This is a genomic window from Streptomyces sp. cg36 (assembly GCF_041080675.1).
GTDB lineage: Bacteria > Actinomycetota > Actinomycetes > Streptomycetales > Streptomycetaceae > Streptomyces.
This window is the reverse complement of record NZ_CP163520.1, coordinates 16,884-42,213: the sequence shown is the minus strand read 5'-3', so window position 1 is coordinate 42,213 and position 25,330 is coordinate 16,884. Positions and strand designations below refer to the sequence as shown.

Below are 25,330 nucleotides of genomic sequence, written 5' to 3'. Positions count from 1 at the left end.
GGTGTCAGCCCTTGAGGCCGGTGAGGGACTGCGGGTCGACGGTGTGGTGGCGCTTGTGCAGCTGGATGGTCAGGGCGAGCAGCAGCGCGGTGACGGTCGCGCCGACCACCACGTCGGTCAGGGCCAGGGCTTGCACGACGGGGTCGACGACCGGGCGGGTACCGGGGGTGAGGTCGGAGTAGACCGGTGCGGTGGCGCCGCGCCGGTAGCCGACGGCGAGGAGCAGGAGGTAGGTGGAGGACTGGGCGACGGTCAGGCAGCCGATGGCGTGGATGAGGTTGCGGCTGGTGACCAGGCCGAACAGAGCGGTCAGCAGCACCCATCCGGCGGCCAGGAAGACCCACGTCCCCATCACCTGTCTCCTGTCTTCTCGTACTGGTCGGGGCCGGTGAATTCGACGGCCTGGTCGAGAAAGTGCGCGAGCAGGCAGATGAGGCCGCAGGCGACCTCGACGCCGACCGTGGCGTTCAGTACCGGCACCGTCCCCCCGGAGGTGATGGTGTTGAACGTCCCCAGCGGCAGCACGTTCTGCAGGAATGCTCCGCCGGTGATCAGACCGGCGAGTCCCACCAGGGTGTAGGACGCGGCAGCGAGCGAGTCCGCGACGTCCAGGACCACCAGCGGCCGCACCTTCTGCAGGGCCCGGTAGTCGGCGGCGACGTAGGCCAGATGCAGGGCGGTGGCCAGCACGACGCCGCCCTGGAAGCCGCCGCCGGGCGAGAGCTGGCCGTGCGCGACGGTGTACACGCCCACGGCCAGGGTGACCGGCAGCAGCAGCGTGGCGAACAGCCGGGTGGTGGGCATCACGCGCTCGGCCACGGGGCGGCGGTGGCGCTCGTCGCGGGCCCGGCGCAGCAGCAGGGTCGCGCCGAGGACGGTGCCGAAGAGGATGGACTCCTCGCCCAGGGTGTCGAAGGCGCGGATGTCGAAGTTGACGGCGGACACGACGTTCGCGGTACGCCGTTCCAGGGCAGCCGCCACGGCCCGCTCCCCGTACGGATGGTCCGGGGTTGCGAACGGCGGCAGATGGGCGCACGCGGCGCTGAAGAACGCGGCGACCACTGCGGCCGCGAGCAGGAACATGACGAGCCTGGCGCGCGTACTCACCGCTGGTCCCGCTTGCGTGACCGGTCGTGTTCGCCGCCGCTCTCGCGGGTGGGGCGGTGGGTGACCTTGCGGACGGTGAGCAGGATCAGCAGCGGGGTCAGCGCGGTGCCCACGGCCAGCTGGGACAGCGCCACGTCGGGGGCCTGCAGCACCGCGAACATCACCGCAAGGCCCAGGCCCAACACGGCCAGGACGACGGCCTGGCGGGCCGGGTCCCGGGTGAGGACCGCGGTTGTGGCGGCCAGGACGACGAAGACGACCGCGGCACCGATCAGCCAGGCGTTCACCCCTCGTCCCTCCCTTCTGCCTCGCCTTGGCGGGCGGCGCGCCCGACGGCGATCGCGGTGACGGTGCCGCCGAGAGCGAAGAGCAGCCCGATGAACAGGGTTTTGACGGCCGCCCGGCCCAGGCCCTGGCCGACCGCCACGGCCGCGGCGATCAGCGGCACTCCCGCCACCGACGCGGGGGCCAGGGCGTGCAGCCGCATCAGGGTGCCCTGCAGCCGCAGAAGGGCGGCCGCGGACAGGAGCATGCACCCCACACCGGCCCACAGCAGCACCATCACGACCACGTGATGCGGCGTCAACGCGTCCTCCCGTCGTGGCGGGTGGTGACCAGGCGGGTGAAGACGAGGGTTCCGGCCGGAGCCAGCACGCCGAGCATCAGCGCGAGGTCCTGATAGGAGGACCGGTCGTAGGCACGGGGCAGCAGCAGGAAGACCGCACCGGCCACGCTGGACAACAGCGACGCTCCGACGAGGCGGCCCACCGCGGTGCCGCGGGCAGCCACCCACAGGCACGCCGGCGCCGGAAAGGCGAGCAGGACCAGGGCCGCGGCCGTCCACGCGTTCACCGTTCACCGTCCTTGTCCGCCACGGCCATTTCCACCGCTCCGGCCTTTGGACGCAGTGCGTGCACGACGACCTCGTCATCGGCGGGAACGTCGATCACGCAGGTGTCCGGGGAGACGGCGAGCAGCGTGCCGGCCCACCCTGCCCCGGCCCCGGGCCGCAGCCGCACCTGGCGCACGGTCGCGCCCGCCGGGCCGGCGCCCAGGGCGGGGCCCAGCGCGACCAGACCGCGCAGCACCGATCCCGGCAGCGCACGAAGCGCCCCCGGCGCCCCCCGGCCCCCGCGCAGGTGACCGCCCGCGGCCCGGCGCATCCGGTGGGCCGTGAACGCGCCGCCCAGCGCGGAGGCGACGGCCACCAGCAGTTCTACCGGCGACACGGAGCTGATGAGCACCACCGTCAGGCCCGTCAGCACCGCCCACCACACCAGTACCTCCACTAGCACGCGCACCCCGACCTCCCGTCCTCTTGAGCATGGTCCGTGCTGCCGGGCCGGGCGCGGCGGACGGCACGCGCAGGGGCCACCCGCCCGGCCCGGCGCCCGGCGGGCGCCCGGTTCAGTGCGGGGGTAGTGCACGGCGGGGCCGGCCGGTCTCCGGCTCGACCGGCTCCGGCGGGTCCGGTGGTTCGACGGGCCGCAGCGGGCCCGGAGGCCGCGGGGGCCCGTGGGGTGGCAGGGGGGTGGTGTGGGGGGCTGGGCGGCACGGGGACGGTGCCCATGATCGTGGAACTCCTATCGGCCGAGGGCGTGTTCGAGTTCCTTTTTGGTCATCCTCGAACGGCCGCGGATGTGGCGCTTCTTCGCCTCGTTGTACAGCTGTTCCTTGGTCGGGCCCTTGGTGCCGCTGTGGGAGTGCTGCCCGCCCCGCTTGGACGGGGACGTGTCCTTGACCGAGCTGCGGCTGGCCGTCTTCGACTCCCCGTGCTGGGCGCGCTCCTTGTTCACGGTGCGGGCGGCGATCTCCTCGGCCCGCTTCTGGCTCGTCCCCCGCTCCCGTTCGCTGTCCTTGATGTGCTCGTACTGCCGCTCTCGCTTGGGGCTCGATCCGCGAGGCATGGTCACACCTTCCTGTCCGACGGCCGCGGGGCGTGTGTTCTCCGCATCCGTGAGAGGAACCCGCTTTCGGCACCGGGCAAACCCGCCCCTACCCGTCCGGCCGCTCGCTGCGCCCCGGCGGCGAGCGCGCCGAGCATGTGCGCGGCCCGCTGCTGGCGGCTGTGCCGGCGGGCCCGTTCGTCGAAGCGGCCGTGTGCCCCGAAGTCCCGTGTGCTGTCGACCGGTTCGAACAGGTTGTCCGGGTCCCCGGCGCGCCGTCGGCGGTTCTCCTGCTGGGAGCCGTAGCCCGTTCGGGCCAGGTAGCGGTCCAGCAGGCCGGGGGCGACCGCGTTGGCCAGCAGCGTGGCCGCGGTGCTGGCGCCGACCCAGTACTCGCGCCGCCGGGGGTGGGCGGCGGCGAACAGGACGGCGCGGGCTGCCACCTGGGGCTGGTAGATCGGTGCGACGGGCTGAGCCTGGTTGGGCAGGCGGGAGCGCACCCAGTCGAACTGCGGGGTGTTCACGGCCGGCATCTGTACCATCGTCGTGCACACCCGCGTCCCCGAGGCCAGGAGTTCGCAGCGCAGCGCCTCGTTGAAGCCCTGGATGGCATGCTTGGCGCCGCTGTAGGCGCTCTGCAGCGGGATCCCGCGGTAGGCGATCGCGGAGCCGACCTGCACGATCACCCCGGCGTTGCGGGGCAGCATCCGGTCCAGAGCCGCCCGGGTGGCGTACACATAGCCGAGGTAGGTGACCTCGGTGACCCGCCGGAACTCCTGCGGGGTGATCTCGGTGAACGGGGCGAACACGGAGGCGAACGCGTCGTTGACCCACACGTCGATCGGCCCGAGTTCCGCCTCGGCCCGGGCGGCCGCGGCCTCAACCGCGCCGGCGTCGGAGACATCCGCCGCGATGGCGATGACCTGGGCGGCACCCGCCTCTTGGGCCTCACGCACCGCTGCATCGAGGCCGGCCCGGCCACGGGCGATCAGCGCGAGCCGGTCCCCGCAGGCGGCGAATGCCACGGCGCAGGCGCGTCCGATGCCGGCACTGGCCCCGGTGATCACCACGGTACGAGGTTCCTCATCGTCCATGCTGCACCGGCTTTCCCCGATCCGGCACGGCAAACGGCGCGGCGGCCGCGCGTGTCGCGCCGCCGGCCCGTAGCGTCGAACGGGCCGATCCCGAAGGAGGGAGCCCCGGATGCAGGCCGCCGCGCTGTTCGACATCGATGGCACCCTGCTGGGCACCAGCTACTGGCACACGACCGCAGGGTCCGGGGCACGCGCGCAGTTCGGCCCCATTGCGGCGATGGCCCGCATCCACGGGGCGATGGCAAGGGCGGCCACCCGCTCCTGGACCACCGGCTCGGCGGGGAAGGCGACCACGGCGAGGACGCGGCGGTCAGCGCGGCCCGCGAGGCCCTGTTTGCCCGGCTCTGGCCGCGTCGGCGGGCCTTCGGCGGCGCCGCCGGCCTGCTGCGGGAGCTGCATCGGCGCGGCTGGACGGTCACTCTCGCCTCCTCCGCCTCTTCTCGGGTCCTGGCGGCTGTGCGCCGCGTGCTGGACGCGGACGACGCGCTCGACCACTCTCACCCGCGCCGAGGCCGTGGACGCCGGCGTATCCGCCGCCCCTGACCCGGTCCACGCCGCCCTCACCGAATCCGGCGCCGCACCGGCGCAGGCCCTGCTCATCGGCGACGCCCTCTGGGATGTGCAGGCCGCCCAGGCCAAGGTGGCGTGCGTGGCGGTGCTGACGGGCGGGTTCGGCGAGCGGGCCCTGCGCGCGGCAGGTGTCCTCGAGGGCCATGCCGGCGTCGGTGAGCTCCTCGCGCACATCGAGGACAGCGCCTTCGCGGACCCGGTCCGCCGCACCGGCCGGTCCGGCTGGTGCACGCGGTGAGCGACACCGGCGGCTACGCGGTCTCGGCGGAGTTCTACGACCTCCTGCAGGCGGAGACGGACCGCCGTGTGGCCGAGCGGCGCTTCGCCGAGGCCGCTGTGCGCGCCCGCCGGGCGATCCTGGACGTCGGCGCGGGTACCGGCATCGTCACCGAGGTCCTGCTGGAGGCCTCCGGCGTGCCCGTGCACACGGTCGAGCCGGCCCCGGCCATGCGTGCCGCACTGGCCTCGCGCCTGGCCCGTCTGGGCGCCGACCGGCGTGCCCGCGTTGCCCTGCACCCCGAACCCCTCGAAGCCGCGGGCCTGAGTGAGGTCGCGGACCTGGCGGTGGCCTCCAACGTGATCGCCTGCCTGGACCCCGCCGCCCGCCGTGCCGTCTGGAAGGCGGTCGCGGCAGCCCTGGTGCCCGGCGGTCTGCTGCTCTTCGATCCTCCGCCCGATCACCTGCCCGACGGGCCCGGGCCGGCGATCCGGCTCGGGCCGGTCCGGGTCGGCCCCGACCAGTACAGCGCGCACGTGACCCGCCGGCCCCACCAGGGAGCCCTGCGGGCCGTCTTCGCCTACCGCGTGGAACGGGACGGGGAGGTGGTGCGTGAAGAGTTGGAGACGTTCGATCTGTGGCCTGCCCCGGCCGCGCTCCTGTCCCGGGAGCTCCGGTCCGTCGGCCTGCATACCGTCCAGGCTCCCCGCTCCGACCTCATGGCCGCGTACCGGCCTGCCTGCTAGCGCCGGACACCGCTGCCCGTGCAGCCCCGAGCCGCACACAGCGTGGCCGCGCCCGCCGCTCGCAGTGCGCCACGGCATCGAGGGCGCCTCCTGGTGATCGCCGGGCGAACGGTCAGCCGGGCCCAGGCCCGATCGCTGTCTGCTCAGGAATTCCCCCCGCGTGCGCGGCAGTGTCGGTGCCGGCGGTGTCCTTGTGGGCGTGCCGGGTGCGTAGGGTGTCGCCGCGCGGCTCGCCTGGCGCGTCGCGCTCGTCCTCGGCGAGCACCGCGCAGGAGTCCTGCGGGGCGGGTGCGGGCGGTGGCCCCCGCTGGGCGCCCCGGTCGGCTCCTTGCGCCGCCCACCCCGCGGGGCCCGGGTGCTGGGTTGCCTGCCCTGGGCGGGGCGGCTTCAGGGGCGGACGTGGTGCTGCTCCGCCACCTCGGGCCGGATCGTCAGGCCGAGCCCGGGCTCACCGCCCTGCCCCGGGCGCAGGGTGCCGTCGGCGGGGTCGAGGGTGCCGTCGAAGAGGAGGTTCTCGATGCGGACGTGGTCGTGGAACCACTCCAGGTGGCGCAGGTTCGGCACGGTGGCCGCGGCGTGGGCGTGGGCGTGCGGGGCGCAGTGCCCCGACAGCTGCAGGCCGTGGCCGTGGGCGAGGGCCGCCGCGCGCAGCCACACCGTGATGCCGCCGCAGCGGGTGGCATCCGCCTGCAGGCAGTCGACGGCCTGGATCATGCGGGCGAAGTACGGCAGGTCGTAGCCGTACTCGCCGGCGGCGATGTCGGCGGTGAGGGTGTCACGGATGTGGGCGAGGCCGGTGAGGTCGTCGGAGGAGACCGGCTCCTCGAACCACGACACGCCCAGCCCGGCCAGCGTCCGGCCCACTCGCACAGCCTGTTTGCGGGTGTAGGCGCCGTTCGCGTCCACGTACAGCTCCGCGTCATCGCCGATCAGGGCGCGGGCTTGCTCGGCGCGTTCCAGGTCACGGCGCTCGCAGGCGCCCCACCTCTCCCCGATCTTGATCTTGAAGCGGGTGAAGCCCTGCCCGGCCCATCCCTCGACCTGCTCGGCGAGCCGCCGGTGCTCATAGGTGGTGAAGCCGCCACTGCCGTAGAGGGGCACGTCGGCGCGGGCCCGGCCGAGCAGGTCCGTCAGCGGCAGCCCCAGGACGCGGGCCTTCAGGTCCCACAGGGCGATGTCGACGGCGGAGACCGCGCCGGAGACCAAGCCGGGCCGGCCGGCGTTGCGCACCGCACGGCTCATTGCCTCGTTCGCGGCCGGCACGTCGAACACCGAACGGCCGACGACCACATCGTGGAGCAGGCCGGTGACCACCTGGGCGGCTGCCGGGTCGCCGTAGGTGTAGCCGAGACCGGTGGCGCCACCGCCGCAGGCTTGGACCAGGACCATGGTGGTGCGGTCCCAGGCGAGGGTTCCGTCCGCCTCCGGCGCGTCGGTCGGGAACTGCAGGACCTGCACGTCCAGGCGCTCGAGGGCCGGTGCACCGGTGGTGTTCACGGCGCCTCTCCAACAGCGCGGGGGGCTGCTGCACCGACGGATGGCAGGTCGGCCGGGCCCCAGGTGCCCTCAGCGCGGGTGAACGGCGCACGCGGCGGGCCAGTGGCCGGGCCCTTGCGACGCAGGCGGGACAGCCGGTGGGCTGTCGGCGCGGCAAGGACGCCCCCTGGGCCCGGGCGGGGGAGTTCGCGGCGCGGCGCGTCGGCGGCTGCGGTGATGCCGCCCACCGTGTCGGTGCAGGGGGTCATGAGGCCGGTGCAGGCGGACAGCGGCTGGTCGGTGTCGCCCTTGACGGCACGGGCCTCGCGGTGCGGCTGTCGGCACAGGGGCATCATCGTGCCCGATCCTTCCGGGTCTGGTCTCGGACGGCGAGCACAGCGCCCGCCACCATGCTTGCTGCGGTGCCGGCCAGAGCGGCGCTCCGCAGGCGGGTCGGCGCCGGAGCCAGCTGCGGCCTCGCGGCCGCCTTCTTGGGGTGGTCAGCGGGCGCCGGCCCGTCCAGGGCCATCGCGAGGACTTCGGCCAGGTGCAGGGCCCGGCGGCCGGTGCCGGCCTGACTGATCTGAGTGCGGCAGCTGAACCCGTCGGCCAGCACGAAGGTGCTGGGCGCCGCGTCGCGCACGGCGGGCAGCACGCCCCGCTCGGCGATGGTCATCGACAGGTCGTAGTGCCCCTGCTCGAAGCCGAAGTTCCCGGCCAGGCCGCAGCAGCCCTCGTCCAGCACCTGCGCCTGGAGGCCGGCGCGGCGCATCAGCTCCCGGTCGGGATCGGCACCGAGCACGGCGTGCTGGTGGCAGTGCGTCTGCACCGTCGCTGCCCGGCTGATCCGTGGGGGTCGCCAGCCGTCGGGGGAGTGGTTGACGAGCTGCTCGGCGAACGTCCGCGTCTGCGAGGCGAGACGGACGATGTCCTGGTCCCCGGCCAGCAGATCGGGCGCGTCGGCGCGGAACACCGCGGTGCAGGAGGGTTCGAGGCCGATGACCGGTGTGCCGGCCTCCAGCCACGGCCGCAGCACCGTCGTGGTGCGCTTCAGGACGCGGCGGGCGGTGGCGAGCTGCCCGGTGGAGATCCAGGTGAGGCCGCAGCACACCGGCCCGTCCGGCACGGCCACCTGGAACCCGGCGCTCTCCAGCACACGCACGGCCGCGTCGGCGATGCGCGGGTGGAAGTGGTTGGTGAAGGTGTCCGGCCACAGCACCACGGTGCGCGGATCGGCCGGGTCAGGCTGGGGACGCTCCCTGCGGCGCCAGGATTTTTGGAACGACTCGGCGGCGAACAGTGGCGCCGCGCGGCGCGGGTCGATGCCGGCCAGCCGCTTTCCCAGCCGTGCCAGGCCGGGGGCGTGCAGGGCGGCATTGGCCAGGCCCGGTGCGACGCGGGCCATCTGCGTCCACAGCGGGAGCCAGCCCATCGAGTAGTGCGCGGCCGGGCGCAGCCGGCCCTGGTAGTGGTGGGCGAGGAACTCGGCCTTGTAGGTGGCCATGTCGACGCCGACCGGGCAGTCGGACGTGCAGCCCTTGCACGCCAGGCACAGGTCGAGCGCGTCGCGGACCTCGGTGGAGCGCCACCCTGCGGTGACCGGCGAGTCGCCGTGGCCGCCGAGCATCTCGAACAGCAGCCGCGCCCGGCCCCGGGTGGAGTGCTCCTCCTCCAGGGTGGCCCGGTAGGACGGGCACATCACGCCGCCCTGGTGGGTCCGGCAGTTGCCGATCCCCACGCAGCGCAGCACCGCTTGGCCGAAGTCGCCTCCGTCGTCCGCGAAGGCGAAGTGCGTCTGCTGCGGCTCCGGTCGCCAGGTGGCGCCCAGGCGCAGGTTGGCGTCCACGCGGTGGGGATGGATGACCTTGCCCGGGTTCATCCGGTTACCCGGGTCGAACAGCGCCTTGACCTGTTCCATCGCCGCCATCAGCGCGGGGCTGAACATCCGCGGCAGCAGTTCGCCACGTGCCTGCCCGTCACCGTGCTCGCCCGAGAGGGATCCGCCGTAGGAGGCCACCAGGTCGGCAGCGTCGGACAGGAACGCCCGGAACGCCCCGATGCCCTTGCCCTCGCGCAGCTCGAACGGGATCCGGGTGTGCACACAGCCCTGCCCGAAGTGCCCGTACAGCGATGCCTGCTGGTAGCCGTACCGGTCGAACAGCCTCTCCAAGTCCCGCAGGTAGGCGCCCAGTTTCTCCGGCGCCACCGCAGAATCCTCCCAGCCCTCCCACGTCTCGGAGTCATCGGGCGGGCGGGCCGTCACACCCAGACCCGCCTCGCGGGCCTTGAGCATCTCCTTCTCCCGGGGCGGATCATCCGAGAGCGCCACCTGCGGGTCGTCTGCACCGCGGCCCAGTGACCGCAGCAGTTCCAGTGCCTGCGCGTCCGCCTGCTCCTTCGTGTCACCGGTGAACTGCATGAGCAGCCAGCTGTCGCCCTCGGGCAGGGAGTCCAGTGAGTCCAAGTAGGCGTGCTCCTCGCGCATCAGCTGCGCCATGCGCCCGTCGATCGCCTCCAACTGGGTGGGGCGGCTGTGCTGGAGCAGTTCGGGGACGGCGTCGGCGGCGGCGTAGATGTCGTCGAATCCAAGGACCAGGAGCGCCTCGGCCGCCGGTACCGCGACCAGTTCCAGTTCGGCGCGCAGGACGGTCACCAGTGTGCCCTCGCTGCCCACCAGCGCCCGGGCGACGTCGAAGCCGTTCTCCGGCAGCAGGGAATCCAGGTTGTAGCCCGACACCCGGCGCGGGATCGTCGGATAGCCCGTGCGGATCTCCGCCAGGTACCGGCCGACGACGTCCCTCAGTTCCTGGTACAGCCGGGCCCGGCCGCCGCCCTTGGCCATGATCTGCTCGAATTGCGCCTGCTCGGTCGGGCCGGCCCAGAACCGGATGCCGCCGTAGGTGAGGACCTCCAGGCGGCGGACGTTGTCGACGGTCTTGCCGTATGCCTGGGCGGACGCACCGCAGCTGTTGTTGCCGATCATCCCGCCCAGCGCGCAGTGGCTGTGCGTGGACGGCTGCGGACCGAACTTCAGCCTGTGCGGGGCGAGCTGACGGTTGAGTTCGTCCAGGACGATGCCCGGCTCCACCACACAGGTCCGCGCCTGGGGATCCACCGAGAGGAGGCGGTGGCAGTGCTTGGTCCAGTCGATGACCACCGCCTCGTTGGTGCACTGCCCGCCGAGGCTGGTGCCGCCGCCGCGGGACAGCACCGGCGCGTCGAACCGGGCACACACCGCGACCGCCGCCGCACCCGCCTCCACCGTGCGGGGCACCACCACGCCGATCGGTACTTGCCGGTAGTTCGAGCCGTCGGTCGCGTACGCGCTGCGGCTGCCGGCGTCGAAGCGGACCTCACCGTCCACCTCCGCCCGCAGCGCTTCCTCGAGTCCCTCGTGCTCCGTTCCTTGGCCGACGGGCATCGTCAGTTCCCTTTGCTGCCGGGCAGGAACTCCTGGACCTTGGCCTTCAGCCCCTGCCGCACCACCGAGCCCCGGTCGCTGTCGCCCTTCAGCACCGACAGCGCAGCGGACTTGATCTGGTCCCAGCTGGCATGCGGCGGGATCGGCGGCACCGCCGGATCGGTGCGGAAGTCGATGACGAACGGCTGGTCAGCCGCCAGCGCCTGACGCCAGGCCGCCTCCACGTCCTCCGCCCGCTCCACCCGCACCCCGCCCAGCCCGAACGACTGCGCGATGTCGGCGTACCGCACGTCCGGCAGGCTCTGCGACGGCTCGAACTGGGGGGCGCCCTGCATCGCCCGCATCTCCCAGGTCACCTGGTTGAGGTCGTGGTTGTTCAGCACGGCCACGACCAGGCGCGGGTCCGACCACTCCCGGTAGTACTTCGCGGCGGTGATCAGCTCCGCCAAGCCGTTCATCTGCATCGCGCCGTCACCGACGACCGCGATCGCGGGCCGGTCCGGGTGGGCGAACTTCGCACCGATCACGTACGGCACCCCCGGCCCCATCGTCGCCAGCGTGCCCGACAGCGAGCCGCGCATGTCACCGCGCATCCGCAGGTGCCGGGCGTACCAGTTCGCGGACGACCCGGAGTCGGCGGCGAGCATCGCGTCGTCGGGCAGCAGCGCGTCGAGGGCATGGACGACGTACTCGGGGTTGACCGGGTCCGCCGCCACCTCCGCGCGCCGCTGCATCACCTCCCACCAGCGCGCCGCGTTGCCCTCGATGGTCTTGCGCCACGCTCCGTGCGCCTTGCGCTCCAGCAACGGGAGCAGCCGACGCAGCGTCTGGCCGGCGTCGCCGACCAGGTTGACTTCGAAGGGGTAGCGCAGGCCCACCATCGACGGGTCGAGGTCGATCTGCACGGCACGGGCCTGGTCGAACTCGGGCAGGAACTGCGTGTAGGGGAAGCTGGAGCCGACCACGAGGAGGGTGTCGCAGTCCCGCATCATCTCGTAGGACGGACGGGTGCCGAGCAGCCCGATCGAGCCGGTCACGTACGGCAGCGTGTCCGGGAGGGCGTCCTTGCCCAGCAGCGCCTTCGCCACGCCTGCGCCCAGCACATTGGCGACCTGCTCGACCTCGGGCCTGGCGTGCCGGGCGCCCTGCCCGATCAGCATCGCCACCTTCTCGCCCGCGTTGAGGACCTCGGCCGCCCGCGCCAGATCGTCGTCAGCGGGGACGGGGGCGTAGCGGGGGACACCGAGGCTGGAGGGCACCTGCTTGAACGCGTGCGCCGGCGGCTCGTAGTCGAGCTCCTGCACGTCGGCCGGGATGATCACCGTGGTGACGGTGCGCCGGCCGGCGGCGATGCGCAGGGCGCGGTCCAGCACATTCGGCAGCTGGGCGGGGACGGTGACCATCTCGCAGAACTCCGAGGCCACGTCTTTGAAGAGGGAGAGGAGGTCGACCTCCTGCTGGTAGGAGCCGCCCATCGCGCTGCGGTCGGTCTGGCCGACGATCGCCACCACCGGCACGTGGTCGAGTTTCGCGTCGTACAACCCGTTCAGCAGGTGGATCGCGCCCGGCCCGGAGGTCGCCGCGCACACCCCGGTGCGCCCGGAGAACTTCGCATAGCCGACCGCCTCGAAGGCGGCCATCTCCTCGTGCCGCGCCTGCACGAACTGCGGCTTGTTCTCGGCCCGGCCCCACGCGGCCAGCAGGCCGTTGATCCCGCCCCCGGGGAAGGCGAACACATGTTCCACCTCCCACTCGCGCAGCCGCTCCAGCACGTAGTCGGAAACCTTCATCACCGAACTCCTTCACACCGCCGATGGGGCTGTCGGGCACGGGTGAACCCGCGTCTTCGGCTAACCGCTGAGGCCGCAATGAAACGCTTCCGGGTACCGGCCGGCGCTGCCGGCGCTATCGGGTCGCGACGGGCTGACGGCGCGGAGCCGTGCCGGGCCCTCTGCTGGGAGTACCCCGGGCGGGTACGGCAGCCAGGAACTCACATTCCCGAGAAGGCCGACAGCCAGGCCGTCGGCCTGCGCGAAGGCCCACGCGTCGGACGGCCACTGTGTTCGTCCCCGCCAGCTCCGCGTCACCGAGTCGCCCCCGTCGCGTCCTGCGAGGCGATCAGTTGTCCGTGGGGATGCGGACGGCGAAGAGGACGGTGTCGTCCTGGGCCTCCCGCGGGCCGACGGTGTCCAGAAGAGACTGGAGCAGCGCGGGCAGCCGCACCCCGGGCGAGGCGGTGGCGAGCAGGTGGGCGAGCCGGTCGATGCTCGCTTCGATGTCCTGGCCGGGTTCCTCGACGAGTCCGTCGGTGTAGAGCAGCAGGGTGCTGCCCGGAGCCAGGGAGCGGACGGCGCAGGTGCGGGCTCTGGGCGGCAGGGCGTGGTGCAGGAGGATGTCGTGCTGCGTCAGGCTTTCCACGGTGCCGCCTGCGGTGGCCAGCAGCGGGGCGGGGTGTCCGGCGTTGCTCCACTTCAGGTGCCAGTAGCCGTCGGATGCCGGATGGAGGTGGGCGTGGACGGCGGTGCCGCTGGCGGGCAGGTCGAGTCGGCGGCAGGCGTGTTCGAGTGCGGTGAGGGCCTGGTCGGGGCCTTTGCCGGGGTGGTCGTGGTCGGCCTGGCGGAGCATGCTGCGGACCTGCCCCATCAGGGCGGCGGCTTGCATGTCGTGTCCGGTGATGTCGCCGACGGTCAGGGCCAGTCCTCCCGGTGCGCCGTCGTGCGCGCCCGTGGGCAGGGGGTAGGCGTCGTACCAGTCTCCGCCGACCATGTCGTCGCGCAGGGCCGGCCGGTACAGGGCGGCCAGCTCCAGGCCGGGGGTGTCGGGGAGCTCGGTGAGCATGGCCCGCTGGAGCTGGCGGGCGGCCGTGACCCGTTCGTCCAGGTGCAGGGCGCGTTCCACCGCCTGAGCGGTGTAGCCGGCGATCGTGGTCAGCACCGCACGCTCCTCCACCCCGATCGGGTAGAGGGTGTCCCACCCCAGCACCAGGGTCCCCAGGATGCGGTGTGTTCCGCGCAGCGGCAGGCAGACGGCGGTCGCCAGGTCCTGGTCGGCGAAGGCCGGGCTTGCCAGGCCAACGCCCGGATCGGCGGCCTTGGGCGGTGCGTCGACCACGATCATCCGGTTCTCACGCACCGCCTGTGCGGCCGGCCACGGGGACCCGACGTCGAACGACTCGGGAACAGCGGGCCCTTCACCGGCGAGGGGAGCGCGGACGTGGTGGAGGGCGCCGTGGTGCAGGAGGGCCAGGTCGATACAGACCGGCTTGAGGTCCCCGCTGACCAGGTCCCCGACACGCTGACGCACCTCTTCCAGCCCGCTGGTGTCGGCCAGGTCCTCCGAGGCCCGCAGCAGCAGCTCGGAACGGATCAGCCGCTCCTGCGCACGGTGGGCCACCCCCTGGGCCGCCTGCGCCGCATCCTCAGCGGCTACGCGGGCCTGACGCCGGTTCTCGGAGCGCGTGCGCATCCGCATCTGCGCGCTGCAGGCCGCCGCCAGGTCCGACAGGTCCGTGACGTCGCCCTCACTCCACTTCCGGGGCGCGGGGTCGATGACGGCAAGGACGCCCAGGACCTCGCCGGAACCTCCGATGAGAGGCACGCCGGCGAAAGCGAAGGCCGCGGCACCGTCCCCGGTACGTGCGAGAAACTGGGGGCGTCCGCTCTGTGCGACCCGCCTGCAGCACTCCAGCACGTCCCGGGAGGGCTCCGTCTCGGGCGGCCAGCACTCGGAAAGCGCCCCTGCTGCTTCACCGGCGGCCTCCAGCCACAGGAGCCCGAGCGGGGCGCCGACGACACGGGTGGCGAGCCGGGCGAACCGATTCACGCGCTGCCCTCCAACAATCCGGCGCCGAACAGGGCAAAAAGATCATGGCGCGACCTGGGCTCTGGCCTCTTCCCTCGGGACCCCATTTTAGGACGCGCCGCAGGGCGAGACCCCTATGACCCGGTACACCTGCAGGTGTTCGACCGGCGTCGTGTCGCGCCGACGAGCCCCTTCGACCAGGAGCCGGCAGACCTGTCTTCGTTCCGTCGAGGGCGTCGAGCTTGTCGGTGTTCAGCTTCACCCGCCTGTTGTCCTGCACCCCGATGGAGACCTTCGCCGCCAGCCCCGCTTCCCCTGCGGCCTGTCCTGCGGATCATGCAGGGGATGCGGCCATGCTCGCGTAGGCGGGCGGCTGTCACCTGAACTGTGCCGAGGCGGACTTGCAGGCCCTCGGGAATGAATCTCAGGATCTTGCAGCTGTCGGTCAAGCCGGGGGCGATCACAGCTGTCCGGCTCCGCCTGTGCAGTTTTGAGGGAGTGTCAGCACTATGTCCGTTACACAGCCTGCCGCCGAGCGCGTCCGCGTCTCCGCGGAACCCGACTGGTACGAGTCGGCCGGTATCTCGCTCGGCGTCCGGGTCGGAAACCTGGTCTTCACCTCGGGGCAGGCTCCCATCGATGCCCAGGGCGCCACGGTCGGCGCCGGGGACTTCGAGACGCAAGCCCGTCAGGCGCTCTCGAATCTTTCGACGGTCCTCACCAACGCAGGCTCTAGCCTCGCCGACGTAGTCAAAGCGACCGTGTTCGTCACGGACGTCAGGCAGCAGGACATCTATGCCAAGTTGCGCACGGAACACTTCCCGGACAAGCCGCACCTCGCGGAGTCGTTCGTCGAGGTCTCCTCACTGGCCGATCCTGCCTGGATGATCGAGATCGAGGCCATCGGACTCGTCCGGTGACGCCGGGTGCGCACCGGCTCTTGGGCGCGTTGAAGAGGCAAGCCACCGGTGGACTGCCGCGACGGTCACGGTGCCGTGAAAGTTGCAGGCCCACTTGTCGAACCTCGTGGCCACCGCCCGGGAGTTCTTCAACGCGTTGATCGTCCGCTCGCCGCCGGTCTCGGAAGGCTGCGCGTCCAGGCGCTCCAGGATCCGCTGCGCGAGGCTGGAGGGATGGCCGAGCCAGATCGGGGTGGCGCGCACCAGGATGTCCGCCCCGAGCACCTCGGCCCGGATCCTGGGCCGGGCGTCGCCGTCCCCCGGGTCCGTCTGCACGCCGGGCTTCACGTCGTGGTTGGCGGTCAGACTGGTGTTGCCGGTGATGTCGTGCTCCGCGGGGGCGGCCCTTGACTGTGCGGCGAGCGGCTGTGAGCTGGACTGGGCGGGGGGGCGAGAGGGGGCGCACCAGAGCGACAGCGTGCGGCGGGGGCGAATCGGTGATGGTCGTGCTGTCCGGCTACCCGCCCCTCGCCCCATATGCTCCGAATAAGTTGTTGCTGTTCAGTCAGGCATCTCCCGGCACTTGCCCGCCAGGCCGACCGTGGGCGCGGGATCTCGGGGCGTAGCCATTCGGCGCGCCCGCTCCCGCCGGTCCGCCGAAACATGGTGGCCGCCGACATGGATCACCCCGGGGACGGGCACCCGGGGGACCCACGGGCCGGCGGACGGAGGCGGTATGCGGAGCTTCGGCATGGAGGAGGAGCTGCTGGTCGATGCCCGCAGCGGCCTGCCGCGGGCGGTAGCCGGGGCGGTCCTTGCCGCGGCCGACCGCCACGACTGGCAGCCCGGCAGGCACGAGCGCGGCCATCGGATGGAGAAGGAACTCCAGAGGGAGAAACTGGAGTGCGCAACCCGGCCGGTGACCCGGACGGGCGAGCTCCAGGAGGCGATCAGGCACTGGTGCCGTGAGGCCGCCCGGCACGCGGAGACCGCCGGTGCCATGGTGGCGGCCATCGCGGCCGCGCCCCTGCCCGTACGGCCGCTGCTGAACGCCGGCCGACGGTATGCGTGGATGGGCGAACAGTTCGGGCTGACCGCGCAGGAGCAGCTCACCCGCGGCTGCCACGTCCATGTGGCCGTGGAGTCGGACGAGGAGGCCGTGGCGTTCCTGGGCCGGATCCGCCCCTGGCTGTCCGTGCCCACCGCCATCAGCGCCAACTCGCCCTACTGGCAGGGCGAGAACCGCGGATACGCGAGCTACCGCAGCCGGGTGTGGAACGGGTGGCCCTGCGCCGGGCCCGTGGACGTGTTCGGCTCGGCCGACCACTGCCACGAGCAGGTCGCGGCGATGGTCGGCCCCGGCGTGCTGCGCGACCGGGGCATGATCTACTTCGATGCCCGGCCGGCGGCCGTCCACCCCACGGTCGAGATCAGGGTCACCGACCCCTGCCCGGACTCCACCGCGCCGGTCCTGCCGGCCGCACTCACCCCTGGCCTCGTCGAGACGGCCGCACGTGCCTGGCGCGACGGCCGGCCACCGGACCGGGTCGGCACCAGTCTGCTGCGGCCCGCCTCCTGGCGCGCCGGCCGCTCTGGCCTGGACGGCCCGCCGCCGCATCCCCGGACCATGCGGGAGACCTCTCCCCGGCAGGCGGTGGGCGCCCTCCACCGGCACGTACGCGAAGCACGCGTCGATCACGGCGCCGACGATCCGGTCCGGGAGGGCATCGCCTCCCTGGAGCGGCACGCGAACGGGGCCTCCACCCGGCGCCGTCTGCTGCGCGACGAGGGCGGCCCGGCCCGCATGGTGACGCCGTGCGCGGAGCTGACCACCGATGGCGAGAACACCAGCGGCCAGGCGAAGACACCCCTACCGGGTGACGACACCCACGACCGGGCGGAGCGAACCGTATGACCAGGAGCCCACCCCCCGGGGCCCGCCCCTTCACCGGCATGCCCGATCGAGCATCGAAGCAGGGAGAAGCAATGACCGACAAGCAGCGTCCCCTCCAAGCTGCCGCGCACCAGAGCGCCGACCTCCCGCGGGACGGCAGGCGGGAGGGCGCGGGACCGCAGGACGGTGTGCCGGGCAAGCCCGGACCCGTCTCCCCCGAGGTGCCCGAGCGGACCGGCCCCACCGGGCCGCTGCCGCCCAAGGCGGACCAGACGGGCCCCGAAGCGGTCAGCGCGACGGGCCAGCCCACCGGCGCGGAACCCACCCGGGCCGCGCAGAGCGGCGCGTATCTGACCAACGCGCAGGGCACCCGCCTGTACGACACGGACCACTCGCTGAAGGCCGGTCCGCGCGGGCCGGTGCTGCTGCAGGACCACCATCTGCGCGAGAAGGTCATGCACTTCGACCACGAGCGGATCCCCGAGCGGGTGGTCCACGCCCGCGGCGCCGCCGCACACGGCGTCTTCCAGGCGTACGGGGGCGCCACCGGGGTGACCAAGGCCGCCTTCCTCGCGCCGGGTGTGGAGACCCCGGTCTTCGTACGGTTCTCCACGGTCCTCGGCTCGCGCGGGTCCGCCGACACCGTGCGCGACACCCGCGGCTTCGCCACCAAGTTCTACACCGACGAGGGCGTCTTCGACCTGGTCGGCAACAACATGCCGGTCTTCTTCATCCAGGACGCCGTCAAGTTCCCCGACATCATCCACGCGGGCAAACCGCACCCGGACCGGGAGATCCCGCAGGCGCAGAGCGCCCACGACACCTTCTGGGACTTCGTCTCCCTGCACACCGAGGCAACCCACCACACACTGTGGAACATGTCCGACCGAGGCATTCCGCGCTCCTACCGCATGATGGAGGGCTTCGGCGTCCACACCTTCCGGCTGGTCAACGCCGAGGGCGCCACGACATTGGTGAAGTTCCACTGGAAGCCCAAGCTCGGTGTGCACTCCCTGGTCTGGGAGGAGGCGCAGCTGCTCAACGGGATCGATCCGGACTTCCACCGCCGCGACCTGGCGGACGCCATCGAGGCGGGCGCCTTCCCCCAGTGGGAGCTGGGCGTGCAGACCTTCCCCGACACCGAGGAGCAGCTGTACGAGGGGATCGACCTGCTCGATCCCACCAAGCTGGTCCCGGAGGAACTGGCCCCCGTCCAGCCGATCGGCCTGCTCACGCTCAACGCCAACCCTTCCAACTTCTTCGCCGAGACCGAGCAGGTCGCCTTCCACGTCGGCCATCTCGTGCCGGGCATCGACATCACCGACGACCCGCTGCTGGCCGGGCGGATGTTCTCCTATCTCGACACCCAGATCACCCGCCTCGGCGGCCCCAACTTCCCCCAGCTGCCCATCAACCGCTCCCACGCGCCCGTCAACGACATGCTCCGGGACGGGATGCACCAGAGCGCGGTGCACCGGGGCGTCGCCCCGTACCACCCCAACAGCCTGGACGGCGGCTGCCCGTTCTTCGCGGGCGCCGACACCGGCGCGTTCGTCGAGGTGCCCCGCGACCTGCCGGCCGCGCGCAAGGTCCGGGAGGCGCCCGCCTCCTTCGCCGACCACTTCAGCCAGGCCCGGCTGTTCTGGCTCAGCATGAGTGCGATCGAACGCGAACACATCATCGCGGCCTACACCTTCGAGCTCTCCCGCTGTTACGAGCAGCCCGTGCGCGAGCGGATGCTGACCGTCCTCGCCGACGTGGACACCGAACTGTGCGCGGAGGTCGCCGCCGGGCTCGGTCTGCCCGCGCCGTCCGCCACGCGGCCCCTCGCCCAGCCCGCTCCCAGCCCCGCGCTCTCCCAGATGGGCGGCTCCTGGCCGGTGGAGGGCCGCACCGTGGGCATCGTCACCGACCTCGACGGCGATCTGGCGGGCGTGGCGCGGGTGCGCCAGGCCGTTCTGGACGCGGACATGGTGCCTCTCGTCGTCGCTCCGGTCGCCGGTGTCCTGGGCGACGGGAAGGCCACGGTCACCGTTCAGCGGACGTTCGCCGGGGCGCGGTCCGTGGAGTTCGACGCGCTGGTGTGCGCGGGAGTGCCGGCGCCGGGCGCGGACGCACATGGCGCCCGTGACGCAAAGGCGGGGCTGGCCGGGCCCGGCTCCGTCGATCCCCGGGTGCGGGCCCTGCTCCTGGAGGCGTACCGGCACGGCAAACCCCTCGGCGGCTGGGACGGCGCCGACCGGCTCTTCGAGGCCCTCGGCCTGACGGACACCGCGCCCGGCCTCGTCCTCGGCGACGACCCGGGCGAGGTGGTGGCGGAGGTGACCACGCTGCTGTGCGGACACCGGGTCTGGGAACGCTTCCCCGCCGCCGGCTGAGCCCGCCCGCCGAGCCCCTGGTCCGGCTGGCGCCTCCTCTCGTCGTGGACCGGCACGCTCGGGGGCGCCCGAGCCCTGCCGAAACCGACGGTCGGTGACCTGGCTGCCGGCCATGTCCTCGGGCTGATCGGACAGGGCCGGCCGTTGCGTCCGCCCCGTACCGGGTAGTCGTAGGCATGGTCACCCAAGAACGAGGCCCTGCCCTGCCGGAGCCCCGCGGCGAGCTCTCCGCGAGGCTGATCGGTCATCTGCGTGACGGTCGCGGTCTCCCTGACGGCGAGGCCACCGCCGGTGCGGAGCCGTACGGCGACGATCTGCAGCTCGCCCTGTACGTCTGCTACGAGTTGCACTACCGCGGTTTCGCGGGCGTCGACGACGCGTATGAGTGGGATCCGGCGCTCCTCGGGGTGCGCCGGGGTCTTGAAGACCGGTTCCTGGCCGCGCTTCGCCGGGACGCGACACGCGAGCACGACGTGGCGGAAGCCTTCGACGAGCTGCTGGTGGAGCCGGTCCACGGCACCGGGGTGTCGCACTTCCTCCAGCGCGAGGGCATGCTGTGGCAGCTGCGCGAGTACGCGGCGCAGCGGTCGCTGTACCACCTCAAGGAAGCCGATCCGCACGCCTGGGTACTGCCCCGGCTGTGGGGGCGGGCCAAGGCGGGCATGGCCGCGGTGGAGTTCGACGAGTACGGTGGCGGCAGGCCCGAGCGGGTGCACGCCCGTCTCTTCGCCGACCTGATGCGCGACCTCGGGCTGGACCCGGCCTACGGCCGCTATCTGGACGCCGGTTGCGCGCCCATGCTGGCCGTCGTGAACCTGATGTCGCTGTTCGGGCTGCGCCGGGCGCTGCGCGGCGCGCTGGTGGGGCACTTCGCCACCGTGGAGGTGACCTCCTCACCGGGGTCCCGCCGCCTGGCGTCCGCGATGCGACGGGCGGGCGCCGGCCCGGCGGCGGAGTTCTTCTACACCGAGCACGTGGAGGCCGACGCCGTCCATGAGCAGGTCGTACGGCACGAAGTGGTCGGCGGCCTGCTGGAGGTGGAGCCGGAGCTGGCGTCGGACGTGGTGTTCGGCGTCGACGCCACCGCGTTCCTGGAGGACCGGCTCGGCGAGCATCTGCTCGCCTGCTGGCGCGCCGGGGACACCTCACTGAGGTCTCCGCTCCCAGAACCGCATCCCATCAGACAATAAACATGGATTTGAAAGGGTCTATCCCCTATTGCGGGGCACTCGCGCGGGGTGACTCCCTTCACCCTTCCCGGCGTGTACGGCCCACAGGCGGACACCGCCCTGCTGGCCGAGGCGCTCCGTGACGAACCGGTGCCCCGGGGCGCCACCGTCCTCGACCTCGGCACCGGCACCGGCGCACTCGCCTTCGCGGCGGCGCGCCGGGGCGCCCGGGTCACCGCGGTCGACGTCTCCTGGCGGGCGGTCCTCTGCACGCGCCTCAACGCCCGGCTCGCCGGGCTGCCCGTCCATGTCCTGCGCGGCAACCTGCTCGCCCCGACGGGCGGACGCACCTACGACCTGATCCTGAGCAACCCGCCCTATGTCCCGGTGAGTTCGCCCGTGGCCCCCAGGCGGGGCGCCGCCCGGGCCTGGGACGCCGGGCGCGACGGTCGGCTGCTGCTGCGCCGCATCTGCCGCCAGGCACCCTGGCGGCTGCGGCCCGGCGGTGTGCTCCTGCTGGTCCACTCCGGTCTCAGCGACTCCGATTCCACCCTCGCCCAACTGCGGCGCGAAGGTCTCAAGGCGGCGGTCGTGGCGCGCCGGTACGTCCCCTTCGGGCCGGTCCTGCGCTCGCGGCGCGCCTCGCTGGCGGGGCAGGGCCTGATCACGGCCGACCAAACGATGGAGGAGCTGGTGGTGATCCGTGCCGAACGACCGGTCTGACCGAGCCAGGCGCGTTCAACTGCGCCGCGACGGCCCCCTTCTCGTCGAGGGCCCTGTCGACGTCGTCCTCGAAGACGGCACCACGGCGTTCTCCGACCGCTGCCTTGTCGCCCTGTGCACCTGCCGGCGCAGCCGCCGGTACCCGTGGTGCGACACGAGCCACCGGAGCCGGAGCCGGGGCTGAGTCCCACCCCACAGCTGCCCCGCGCCACACCGGCACATCCAGGCGACCGGCACTGACGACGCGGGACGCCGTCAGTATCCCTGCCACCCCCGGTCCCGGCAGCAGCGCGAGGACGCCAAGCCCGAGCAGGTCCTGGAAGCGGCCCCGCACTGCCCGCGCTGCGCGAGCGCATCACCAAAGACCTGGGCGCCCGCGGGAGCTGGCCTGCGCGGCGCGCCTGCTCGACCTCGGCTTCGCGGCGCGCTCCCGGGGCGGCCCGTACCCGTACCGTCACCCGCGCGGTACGGGAAGTGGCCGGCTATCCGAGCAACACCCCTGCCGTGTGCCGTGCCTCCTCCATCAACCACCGGGCCGTCGAGCTCTTCGAGGAGGGCCGCACCATCGGCGCGGCCCCGGACCGCTTGGGGGAGAGGGTGCGTACCGGTGAACCAGCTACTCGGGGGCCCGCCGAGGATGCGGTTCTGCCACTGCTGTCGGTCATCCTCCCCCTCTCTGGCAGGCAAACGTTTGACGATGGAATCCAAGGGAAACCGCTCCTCATAGCATCACCATGCCAGCGCCCTCCGGCGCAGTGCCCTTCGCTTGCGTCCGGCGTCGGCCATCCCATAGCCAGAGAGAAGTTGAGCGCCGTGATCGCGCGCACCTCCGAAAGCAATGCGTCCGATGTCCTGCACGTGGCGAGGACCGGCTGGACGAAGGCCCGGGACATCCATGGCAAGGGCATACGCACCTGTGTCTCCCCTGTCCGGGAGAGCGATGCACCGCCTGCCGCGGAGACCACTACGAACTGCAACATCGTCCGGGGCGAGGACTGAGCGGAGCCCGCACGGGAACCCGCGCCGGTTCTCCACGGACGGAGACGCCCCAGGCCGAGAAGTGGCCGAGAAGTGGAGGTCACGCGGACCTTCCCCCCCCCCGTTACGGCCCCCGCCTGCCGGGTACTCGGCAGTGCGTCAAAGCACCCTGCAGGATCCTCTTCCCGGGAGGCACGATGACTGGCTTCGGATACTTCCTGTCGTGCGAGGAACACGGCCCGGCGGAACTCGTCGAGCAGGCCAGGATGGCCGAGCAGGCGGGCTTCGACTGTCTGTGGATCTCCGACCACTACCACCCGTGGAACGATGAGCAGGGGCAGAGCCCCTTCGTGTGGTCGGTGGTCGGCGCCCTGTCGCAGGCCGTCTCACTGCCCGTGGAAACGGCCGTCACCTGCCCTCTGGTGCGTACGCACCCGGCAGTGATCGCCCAGGCCGCCGCCACCAGCGCGGTGCAACTGGGCGGCCGGTTCCGGCTCGGCGTCGGCAGCGGAGAGGCCCTCAACGAGCACATCCTGGGCAGCGGCTGGCCGGAGGCGTCGGTACGGCTGGAGATGCTGGAGGAAGCCCTCCAGATCATCCGGAAGCTCTTCACCGGCGAGCAGATCAGCCATCGCGGCAAGCACTACACCGTGGAGAACGCCCGCCTCTACACCGTGCCCGACGAGCCGGTGCCCATCGACGTGTCGGCCTTCGGCCCCGAGGCCGCCCAGCTCGCCGCACGCACCGGGGACGGGCTGATCACGATGATGCCCGACACCTCCCTGGTCCAGCGGTTCCGGCGGGCGGGCGGCGGCCAGAAGCCCGTGTACGGCGGGCTCAAGGTGTGCTGGGGAACCGACCGCCAGGAGGCGGAACGCACGGCGCACCGCCTGTGGGCCAACGAGCAACTGCCCGGTGAACTCGCCCAGATACTGCCGACGCCCCGGCACTTCGAGCAGGCCAATGAACTGGTCACCCAGGAGCGGGTGGCGGACGCCCTGCCCTGCGGCGACGATCCCGACCAGCACATCGCGGCCGTCTCCGCGTTCGTCGAGGCGGGCTTCGACACCGTGTACGTCGGGCAGATCGGCGAGGACCAGCAGGGTTTCTTCGACTTCTACCGCACCAAGGTCCTGCCGGAGCTGCGGGACTGACCGTGACCGTACGGAACGGTACGAAGGCGGGGGATCAGGCATACCGCTCCACCTTGGCGAACGGGCTGTCGCCGAGGTGGGCCAGCAGGTCTGCCGGGGTGTCGTACACGGCCACCGCGCCCGCCGACTCCAGGTCGCGGCGCGGGATGCCGCCCGCCAGCACCCCCACGGGACACACCTTGGCGGCGGCCCCCGCCTTCATGTCCCAGACGGAGTCGCCGACGAACACCGACGCCGCGGACTCCGCCCCCACCAGGTCCAGCGCACGGTGTACGGGGTCGGGCGCCGGTTTGCCGGATTCGACGTCGTCGGCACTGGCCACGCCTGCGATCACGTCGTCAGCGCCGATGGCTCCGCGCAGAGCGCCCAGTTCGTCACCACCGGCCGAGGTGGCGAGCACCACACGCCAGCCGTGGGCATCCAGCATCCGCAGCAGCTCCCCGGCACCTTCTACCGGCGCCAGACGCTCGAAATAGGCCGCGTAGAGCGTGCTGTGCGCGTCGCTCAGTGCCGAGTCCCGCTCGGCGTCCCGGCCGTCCCCGAGCAGGCGCGCCACCAAGTCGTCCGAGGGCAGCCCGATCGCCCGGTGGACGGCGTGCATGCCCACCTGGTGACCGGCCTGCCGGAACGCCTCCCACCAGCACACGACGTGCAGATGGTTGGTGTCCACCAGAGTGCCGTCGATGTCGAATACCGCCGCGCGCGTCATGGTCTGCCGCCTTTCCGCCCTACCTGGCACCGGTGCGGCCCGCGCACCGCGCCGGACGCTTGCCCCGAGTACCCCCGGGCGGCAAACTGACACCGTGACAGAGCGTAATGGAGTACCGCGATTCCGATCGCGGAGCCGTCCCGATCGGGAAGGCAACCTCTGCAAGCTCTCGCATGCGGGGCCGCCTGCGTTGCCGGTGGTTTGTTGGCATGGGGCTGGGCACGCGGTGGCCCGATAGGCAGGAGCAGTTGGGGCTGTTCGGGGGATGGCCGTGATGGTGACGGCGCGGTGTCCGTGTCCGTCGGCGCCGGGCGCGTTGGAGGCGTATGCGGCCCGGTTGGATGATCTGTGGGGTTCGCTGGCCCAGCGGCGCGGGTTTCGTGAGTCTCCGACCAGACTACTGGGACCGTTCGGCGCATGTGATGACTCGGCCGTGGATCGTGAGCGATCACTTAAGGGCGCTGATCGAACCGCTGCTGCCACCCTGGCCGACGCGGTCGCCGGGGCCGAAACCAGTCGATGATCGGCTTTGTCTGCAGGGCATCCGGTATGTCCTGCACCAGGGCATGGCCCGGCAACTCCTCCCGCCGGAGCTGGGATTCGGATCCGGGCAGACCTGCTGGGGCGCCTGAACTGCTGGCAGCGGGCCGGAGTCTTCGAGCGATTGCACCGCACCCTGCTCGCCGAGCTCGATGCGGCCGGCGAGATCGACTGGCCCTGCGCGTGCGAGGACGGCTTCCATGTGCGCGCGAAAAAGGAGGAAGCCGCGACCGTTCCGTCACCGGTCGACCGGCGGCAGACAGGCAGCAATTATCACCTCATCTGTGACGGCAAGGGTATGCCGCCGTATGTCATCACGACCGCCGCCAACGCCATGTCCGGCCGCAGCCCGGTGGGCCAGGCTGGCGCAGAGGCCCCTGACGCGGTCCAGGATCTGCGCGGTCTCGTCCGGCACGGTGGCTGGCACGGGCGCGCTCGTTGCCGCAGTCTCCAATGGTGGAACCGATCCAGCAGATGAGGTCGATGGCGTGCTGTGCGGTACGCGAGTCCTCGTTGCTGGTGGCGTACTTGGCGTACTTGGCGCCCTGGGCCAGGCCCACCAGTGGGC

25 protein-coding genes and 1 pseudogene are annotated in these 25,330 nt (G+C 72.3%); 11 read left to right on the top strand and 15 right to left on the bottom strand.

What is annotated here, in order from left to right; translation table 11 throughout:
* Window positions 1-4: 4 nt before the first annotated feature.
* The 9 genes from AB5J87_RS00205 to AB5J87_RS00165 form a co-directional block, all read right to left on the bottom strand.
* The gene (locus AB5J87_RS00205; protein ID WP_369372530.1) at window positions 5-352 is read right to left on the bottom strand and encodes a sodium:proton antiporter; all 348 of its coding nucleotides are present in this window, start codon (window positions 350-352) and stop codon (window positions 5-7) included.
* Window positions 352-1,107: an MnhB domain-containing protein gene (locus AB5J87_RS00200; RefSeq protein WP_369372528.1), complete on the bottom strand. Its 756-nt coding sequence runs from the start codon at window positions 1,105-1,107 to the stop codon at window positions 352-354. The genes AB5J87_RS00205 and AB5J87_RS00200 overlap by 1 nt, the downstream gene beginning before the upstream one ends.
* On the bottom strand, window positions 1,104-1,394 hold the full coding sequence (locus tag AB5J87_RS00195) for a Na(+)/H(+) antiporter subunit B (protein WP_369372526.1): 291 nt from the start codon (window positions 1,392-1,394) through the stop codon (window positions 1,104-1,106). The genes AB5J87_RS00200 and AB5J87_RS00195 overlap by 4 nt, the downstream gene beginning before the upstream one ends.
* Entirely contained in the window at window positions 1,391-1,693 is a 303-nt protein-coding gene (locus AB5J87_RS00190) for a monovalent cation/H(+) antiporter subunit G (RefSeq protein ID WP_369372524.1), read from the bottom strand. The genes AB5J87_RS00195 and AB5J87_RS00190 overlap by 4 nt, the downstream gene beginning before the upstream one ends.
* On the bottom strand, window positions 1,690-1,959 hold the full coding sequence (locus AB5J87_RS00185) for a monovalent cation/H+ antiporter complex subunit F (RefSeq protein WP_369372522.1): 270 nt from the start codon (window positions 1,957-1,959) through the stop codon (window positions 1,690-1,692). Before AB5J87_RS00185 ends, AB5J87_RS00190 begins: the two co-directional genes overlap by 4 nt.
* Window positions 1,956-2,408 (bottom strand): hypothetical protein, encoded by a 453-nt coding sequence (locus AB5J87_RS00180; protein WP_369372520.1) that lies wholly within the window; start codon window positions 2,406-2,408, stop codon window positions 1,956-1,958. The genes AB5J87_RS00185 and AB5J87_RS00180 overlap by 4 nt, the downstream gene beginning before the upstream one ends.
* A gap of 282 nt (window positions 2,409-2,690) precedes the next feature.
* A complete protein-coding gene (locus AB5J87_RS00175) occupies window positions 2,691-3,014 on the bottom strand; it encodes a plasmid stabilization protein (protein WP_369372518.1) in 324 nt (107 codons plus the stop codon).
* Window positions 3,015-3,016: 2 nt separating this feature from the next.
* The gene (locus AB5J87_RS00170; RefSeq protein ID WP_369372516.1) at window positions 3,017-4,087 is read right to left on the bottom strand and encodes an SDR family oxidoreductase; all 1,071 of its coding nucleotides are present in this window, start codon (window positions 4,085-4,087) and stop codon (window positions 3,017-3,019) included.
* A 159-nt stretch (window positions 4,088-4,246) separates the two neighbouring features.
* Window positions 4,247-4,486, bottom strand: coding sequence for a hypothetical protein (locus AB5J87_RS00165; RefSeq protein WP_369372514.1), 240 nt, complete (start codon window positions 4,484-4,486; stop codon window positions 4,247-4,249).
* 115 nt (window positions 4,487-4,601) lie between these two features.
* On the opposite strand from AB5J87_RS00165, the gene AB5J87_RS00160 reads away from it, so the two are divergent.
* Together AB5J87_RS00160 and AB5J87_RS00155 are read left to right on the top strand one after the other, a co-directional pair.
* Complete coding sequence (locus AB5J87_RS00160; protein ID WP_369372512.1) at window positions 4,602-4,895, top strand: HAD family hydrolase; 294 nt, start codon at window positions 4,602-4,604, stop codon at window positions 4,893-4,895.
* Window positions 4,892-5,620 (top strand): class I SAM-dependent methyltransferase, encoded by a 729-nt coding sequence (locus AB5J87_RS00155; protein ID WP_369372510.1) that lies wholly within the window; start codon window positions 4,892-4,894, stop codon window positions 5,618-5,620. The genes AB5J87_RS00160 and AB5J87_RS00155 overlap by 4 nt, the downstream gene beginning before the upstream one ends.
* Before the next feature lie 387 nt (window positions 5,621-6,007).
* On the opposite strand, the gene AB5J87_RS00150 is transcribed toward AB5J87_RS00155, so the two are convergent.
* The 4 genes from AB5J87_RS00150 to AB5J87_RS00135 all read right to left on the bottom strand — a co-directional run bounded on the left by AB5J87_RS00150 (window position 6,008) and on the right by AB5J87_RS00135 (window position 14,339).
* Window positions 6,008-7,117, bottom strand: coding sequence for an enolase C-terminal domain-like protein (locus tag AB5J87_RS00150; protein WP_369372508.1), 1,110 nt, complete (start codon window positions 7,115-7,117; stop codon window positions 6,008-6,010).
* 331 nt (window positions 7,118-7,448) lie between these two features.
* Window positions 7,449-10,517: an FAD-binding and (Fe-S)-binding domain-containing protein gene (locus AB5J87_RS00145; protein ID WP_369372506.1), complete on the bottom strand. Its 3,069-nt coding sequence runs from the start codon at window positions 10,515-10,517 to the stop codon at window positions 7,449-7,451.
* Window positions 10,518-10,519: 2 nt separating this feature from the next.
* Window positions 10,520-12,307, bottom strand: coding sequence for a thiamine pyrophosphate-requiring protein (locus AB5J87_RS00140; RefSeq protein WP_369372504.1), 1,788 nt, complete (start codon window positions 12,305-12,307; stop codon window positions 10,520-10,522).
* A 328-nt stretch (window positions 12,308-12,635) separates the two neighbouring features.
* Complete coding sequence (locus AB5J87_RS00135) at window positions 12,636-14,339, bottom strand: PP2C family protein-serine/threonine phosphatase (protein ID WP_369372502.1); 1,704 nt, start codon at window positions 14,337-14,339, stop codon at window positions 12,636-12,638.
* Between the two features lie 488 nt (window positions 14,340-14,827).
* Here AB5J87_RS00135 and AB5J87_RS00130 point away from each other — a divergent pair, with 488 nt between their 5' ends.
* A complete protein-coding gene (locus tag AB5J87_RS00130; RefSeq protein WP_369372500.1) occupies window positions 14,828-15,238 on the top strand; it encodes a RidA family protein in 411 nt (136 codons plus the stop codon).
* 39 nt (window positions 15,239-15,277) lie between these two features.
* Here AB5J87_RS00130 and AB5J87_RS00125 read toward each other — a convergent pair.
* Window positions 15,278-15,388, bottom strand: a pseudogene (locus tag AB5J87_RS00125) (IS5/IS1182 family transposase); the annotation flags it as partial.
* Window positions 15,389-15,953: 565 nt separating this feature from the next.
* Between AB5J87_RS00125 and AB5J87_RS00120 the strand changes: the two are divergent.
* The 6 genes from AB5J87_RS00120 (at window position 15,954) to AB5J87_RS00095 (ending at window position 23,513) form a co-directional block, all read left to right on the top strand.
* A complete protein-coding gene (locus AB5J87_RS00120) occupies window positions 15,954-17,132 on the top strand; it encodes a glutamate--cysteine ligase (protein WP_369372498.1) in 1,179 nt (392 codons plus the stop codon).
* Between the two features lie 71 nt (window positions 17,133-17,203).
* Complete coding sequence (locus tag AB5J87_RS00115; RefSeq protein ID WP_369372496.1) at window positions 17,204-19,489, top strand: catalase; 2,286 nt, start codon at window positions 17,204-17,206, stop codon at window positions 19,487-19,489.
* Window positions 19,490-19,665: 176 nt separating this feature from the next.
* Entirely contained in the window at window positions 19,666-20,679 is a 1,014-nt protein-coding gene (locus tag AB5J87_RS00110; RefSeq protein WP_369372494.1) for an iron-containing redox enzyme family protein, read from the top strand.
* A 72-nt stretch (window positions 20,680-20,751) separates the two neighbouring features.
* Window positions 20,752-21,381 carry a HemK2/MTQ2 family protein methyltransferase gene (locus tag AB5J87_RS00105; protein ID WP_369372492.1) on the top strand — a complete coding sequence of 210 codons (630 nt, stop codon included), beginning with the start codon at window positions 20,752-20,754 and terminating at the stop codon, window positions 21,379-21,381.
* Window positions 21,362-21,565: a CDGSH iron-sulfur domain-containing protein gene (locus AB5J87_RS00100; RefSeq protein ID WP_369372490.1), complete on the top strand. Its 204-nt coding sequence runs from the start codon at window positions 21,362-21,364 to the stop codon at window positions 21,563-21,565. The genes AB5J87_RS00105 and AB5J87_RS00100 overlap by 20 nt, the downstream gene beginning before the upstream one ends.
* A gap of 991 nt (window positions 21,566-22,556) precedes the next feature.
* Window positions 22,557-23,513: an LLM class F420-dependent oxidoreductase gene (locus AB5J87_RS00095; protein ID WP_369372488.1), complete on the top strand. Its 957-nt coding sequence runs from the start codon at window positions 22,557-22,559 to the stop codon at window positions 23,511-23,513.
* A 34-nt stretch (window positions 23,514-23,547) separates the two neighbouring features.
* Here AB5J87_RS00095 and AB5J87_RS00090 read toward each other — a convergent pair whose 3' ends face one another.
* Window positions 23,548-24,222 carry an HAD family hydrolase gene (locus tag AB5J87_RS00090; RefSeq protein WP_369372486.1) on the bottom strand — a complete coding sequence of 225 codons (675 nt, stop codon included), beginning with the start codon at window positions 24,220-24,222 and terminating at the stop codon, window positions 23,548-23,550.
* A 326-nt stretch (window positions 24,223-24,548) separates the two neighbouring features.
* On the opposite strand from AB5J87_RS00090, the gene AB5J87_RS00085 reads away from it, so the two are divergent.
* Both AB5J87_RS00085 and AB5J87_RS00080 read left to right on the top strand, forming a co-directional pair.
* The gene (locus tag AB5J87_RS00085) at window positions 24,549-24,854 is read left to right on the top strand and encodes a transposase (protein WP_369372484.1); all 306 of its coding nucleotides are present in this window, start codon (window positions 24,549-24,551) and stop codon (window positions 24,852-24,854) included.
* A 32-nt stretch (window positions 24,855-24,886) separates the two neighbouring features.
* Window positions 24,887-25,240: a hypothetical protein gene (locus tag AB5J87_RS00080; RefSeq protein WP_369372482.1), complete on the top strand. Its 354-nt coding sequence runs from the start codon at window positions 24,887-24,889 to the stop codon at window positions 25,238-25,240.
* The last annotated feature ends 90 nt before the right edge of the window (window positions 25,241-25,330 follow it).

Bases quoted from the DNA above. Each gene is read 5' to 3' on its own strand.
- AB5J87_RS00205 (WP_369372530.1), bottom strand. From the start codon at position 352: ATGGGGACGTGGGTCTTCCTGGCCGCCGGATGGGTGCTGCTGACCGCT.
- AB5J87_RS00175 (WP_369372518.1), bottom strand. From the start codon at position 3,014: ATGCCTCGCGGATCGAGCCCCAAGCGAGAGCGGCAGTACGAGCACATC.
- AB5J87_RS00170 (WP_369372516.1), bottom strand. From the start codon at position 4,087: ATGGACGATGAGGAACCTCGTACCGTGGTGATCACCGGGGCCAGTGCC.
- AB5J87_RS00165 (WP_369372514.1), bottom strand. From the start codon at position 4,486: ATGCAGCTCCCGCAGCAGGCCGGCGGCGCCGCCGAAGGCCCGCCGACG.
- AB5J87_RS00145 (WP_369372506.1), bottom strand. From the start codon at position 10,517: ATGCCCGTCGGCCAAGGAACGGAGCACGAGGGACTCGAGGAAGCGCTG.
- AB5J87_RS00140 (WP_369372504.1), bottom strand. From the start codon at position 12,307: ATGAAGGTTTCCGACTACGTGCTGGAGCGGCTGCGCGAGTGGGAGGTG.
- AB5J87_RS00130 (WP_369372500.1), top strand. From the start codon at position 14,828: ATGTCCGTTACACAGCCTGCCGCCGAGCGCGTCCGCGTCTCCGCGGAA.
- AB5J87_RS00120 (WP_369372498.1), top strand. From the start codon at position 15,954: ATGCGGAGCTTCGGCATGGAGGAGGAGCTGCTGGTCGATGCCCGCAGC.
- AB5J87_RS00115 (WP_369372496.1), top strand. From the start codon at position 17,204: ATGACCGACAAGCAGCGTCCCCTCCAAGCTGCCGCGCACCAGAGCGCC.
- AB5J87_RS00110 (WP_369372494.1), top strand. From the start codon at position 19,666: ATGGTCACCCAAGAACGAGGCCCTGCCCTGCCGGAGCCCCGCGGCGAG.
- AB5J87_RS00095 (WP_369372488.1), top strand. From the start codon at position 22,557: ATGACTGGCTTCGGATACTTCCTGTCGTGCGAGGAACACGGCCCGGCG.
- AB5J87_RS00090 (WP_369372486.1), bottom strand. From the start codon at position 24,222: ATGACGCGCGCGGCGGTATTCGACATCGACGGCACTCTGGTGGACACC.
- AB5J87_RS00085 (WP_369372484.1), top strand. From the start codon at position 24,549: ATGCGGCCCGGTTGGATGATCTGTGGGGTTCGCTGGCCCAGCGGCGCG.